Genomic DNA, 3235 nt, shown 5'->3' with positions numbered 1-3235 from the left:
TATTACCGGCTGTAGATCTTTATGTAGAGTAGCAACGTCAAACGCTTCGTGAGCAAGGCGCCTGGTTTGAACTACTGCACATAAGGTTTCATGATGGGCTCCTGGCGGCCATCGGGATCGCCTTTGTAAGGAGTTCGATCATGGAGAAGTCAACTCAACAAGTTGCAAGCCACCTGCCGTTGCAGCAGTTCGTCGCTGGTGCCGTGGGCGAACTGGAGGGGCTTCACTACAGCCGACGAACGCTCGATCGCTATCGCGCAGTCTGGAGACATTTCGTGGAGTTTTGCCACGACATGAGCCAGGTGGATGAGTACTCCGAAGAACTTGCGAAGCAGTTTTGCGCCGCGAATCAGATGCGTGAGGGTGAATGCCCGAACTCCTGGAAACGGCATATCGTGTTTGCCCTCAAGGTCCTGGAGGACTTCGCACGTGACGGGCACATTGAGCGCCCCGTCACCGACATGCAGAAGCTCCAGGTCCCGGCGCTCATGAGCGCGACATTGCGTAACTATGAACTGTACTGTCGGGATCGCCGTCATCTTCGCCCATCGAGCATTCGCGTGCGGATGCGGGAGATCGTGATATTCGCGGATTTCCTCGGTTCGAGGAACATCACGTCTTTCGATCAGATACAGCCAGCCGATCTCTGCGCATTCGTGACCTCGCAACATCGCCAGACTGCGAAGTCAGTTTCGCGAATCGTTTCGGATGTGCGTAGTTTTCTGCAGTTTCTTCTGCTGCGAGGAATTCTGCAGCGGGATCTCGGCCATGTATTGCCGGTGGTTCATGTTCCCCGCGATGCGACTGTGCCATCGGTTTGGGAACCGGAACTCCTGGTCAGGTTGCTCGAAGTCGTTGATCGCACCTCGCCCAAAGGCAAACGCGATTACGCGATCCTTCTGCTGGCCGCTCGCCTCGGATTGCGAGTGAGTGACATTCGAACACTATCTATCGACGATCTGAAGTGGGAAACGGCTTCGATAGAGGTTAAGCAGTCGAAGACGCTTGCACCTCTATGTTTGCCATTAACGGAAGAAGTTGGCGAAGCGCTGATTGACTATCTGAGATCGGGGCGTCCTCAGTCGGATCGTCGAGAAGTGTTCCTCACATTGAATGTGCCGTTCCGACCTTTCTGTGAGACTGCTAACCTGTATCACATCGTCGAGTATTGGAAGGCCCTCGCCGGAATTCATTTTCGGGCTCCACAACGCCATGGTTTGCACTCGCTACGCCACACACTCGCGACACGGCTGCTCCATGAACAGACGCCGTTTCAAGTCATCGGCGACATCCTGGGGCATGCGACGACGACGTCGACGTTGATCTACGCGAAGGCCGACGTGGAAACCCTACGCACTGCCGCGCTGAACACCGAAGAGGTGCGCCATGTCGAGTAGATCATTCAACGCGCAGTTCCGAAGTCCTGTCGGCTCACTCATGGAACAGTTTGTTCAGGAGAAGCGGGCGTGTGGTTACCGCTATGATGAGGCCGCTCGCTTGCTGGCTCGCTTTGATCGCTTCCTGAGCGATGAAGCACTATCGGAATGCGAGCTGCCGCGCTCCATCAGCCGCAAGTGGCTTTCCAAACAACCCCACGAGCGCAGGGGCACCCACTATCATCGTATCTGCGCGGTTCGCCAATTCGCCCTGTTCATGTGCCGGTTGGGATATCCTGCCGATGTGCCGGACCGATCGCTGCTGGTAAGGTACGACGACGGTTTCTCACCACGCATTCTGACCCACGCCGAGATCAGCCGGTTGTTCGACGCGGTCGACCAGCTGACACCGACTGCACGCGCTCCAATGCGGCATCTCGTCATGCCGGAAGTATTCCGGCTACTGTATGGCTGCGGCCTGCGACTTGGCGAGGTGCTGCATCTGCGCGTGGCCGATGTGGACCTCGAACGGGGGATCCTGACCGTGCGTGATGGCAAATTTTCGAAGGACAGGCTCGTCCCACCAGCCTTGCCGCTGGTACAGCGCCTTCGAACCTACGCACAAGTCATGGGCGATCGCCCGTCCGATGCCTACTTCTTCTCCTCTCCATCCGGCGGCCCGTACAGCCTCTCAGCTGTGTATTGGGTATTCCGGGACCTGCTGCTGCGCTGTGGAATCGCGCATGCCGGTCGAGGCAAGGGGCCGCGCGTACACGATCTTCGTCACGCCTTTGCCGTGCATGCGTTGCTTCGGTGGTGCCAGGAGGGAGCTGACCTCAATGCGAAGCTCCCGGTACTGGCGACCTACATGGGACATCAATCCCTTGCCGGAACGCAGACCTACCTGCATCTGATTGCCGAACTGTTTCCGGAGATCACGGTACGTACTAACGCCGCCTTTGGGGATGTCATCCCGCGGAGGAATAAGTCATGAAACCAACGGATTTCTCAATGCTCGTGACCGGCTTCCTGACGCACCATCTGACTGCCCAGCGCAACCTGAGCCCCAACACGATCAAGGCTTATCGCGACGTCTTTACCCTGTTGCTGCGATTCTGTCGCGACGTGCGGGGAATCGCACTGGAGCGCCTGTCTCTGGCGCAAATCGACGTATCCCTGGTCGAGGCATTCCTTGATCACCTGACCAATGACCGGCACGTTTCGGTCAGCACGCAGAATCATCGCCTCGCTGCGTTGCACGCGTTCTTCCGCTACGTACAGTCGGAAGTACCCGAGCAACTGTTTCAATGCCAGCAGGTCCTCGCCATTCCGCTGCGGCGACAGCCGCGCCCCAGCGTCGGTTACCTCTCCAGGGAATACCTTGCACAGCTTCTCGCTCAACCGGACCTACGTACGACTGAGGGCCGCCGGGACGCAGTGATGTTGAGCGTACTCTATGACACCGGTGCCCGGGTGCAGGAGTTGATTGACCTGAACGCCGGGGACGTGCGCCTGGATACTCCATCGCAGGTGCGGCTCATGGGAAAGGGGCGAAAGCTACGCGCCGTGCCGCTGATGGACTCGACAGTCGAACTGCTACGCCAGCATCGACGCGACAACAACCTCGATCGCCCTGAACACGCCGACAAACCACTCTTCCAGAACCGGCGCGGCACACGGTTATCGCGCTCGGGTGTGCGGTATCTCCTGCAGAAGTATGTGATTCCTGTACGACGAAGTCACCCCGACTTCACGCAGCGGGTAAGTCCGCACAGTCTGAGACACACAAAGGGAATGCACCTGCTGCAAAGTGGCGTGCCGCTCGAGATCATCCGCGACTTCCTCGGTCACGTCGATGT

General features: G+C 58.1%; 3 protein-coding genes. All 3 read left to right on the top strand.

All coding sequences use genetic code 11. From position 1 onward, the window contains the following. Window positions 1-140 precede the first annotated feature (140 nt). Window positions 141-1397: a tyrosine-type recombinase/integrase gene (locus tag J8I87_RS43640; RefSeq protein WP_209938831.1), complete on the top strand. Its 1257-nt coding sequence runs from the start codon at window positions 141-143 to the stop codon at window positions 1395-1397. A 40-nt stretch (window positions 1398-1437) separates the two neighbouring features. Then, on the top strand, window positions 1438-2370 hold the full coding sequence (locus J8I87_RS43635; protein ID WP_245254621.1) for a tyrosine-type recombinase/integrase: 933 nt from the start codon (window positions 1438-1440) through the stop codon (window positions 2368-2370). Further along, window positions 2367-3235 (top strand): tyrosine-type recombinase/integrase (locus J8I87_RS43630; RefSeq protein WP_209938829.1); only part of this gene is annotated, 869 nt, incomplete at its 3' end. The genes J8I87_RS43635 and J8I87_RS43630, both read left to right, overlap by 4 nt.

It is taken from the genome of Paraburkholderia sp. LEh10 (assembly GCF_017814945.1).
In the GTDB taxonomy this organism is placed as follows: domain Bacteria; phylum Pseudomonadota; class Gammaproteobacteria; order Burkholderiales; family Burkholderiaceae; genus Paraburkholderia.
This window is presented reverse-complemented; position numbering and strand designations above follow the sequence as displayed.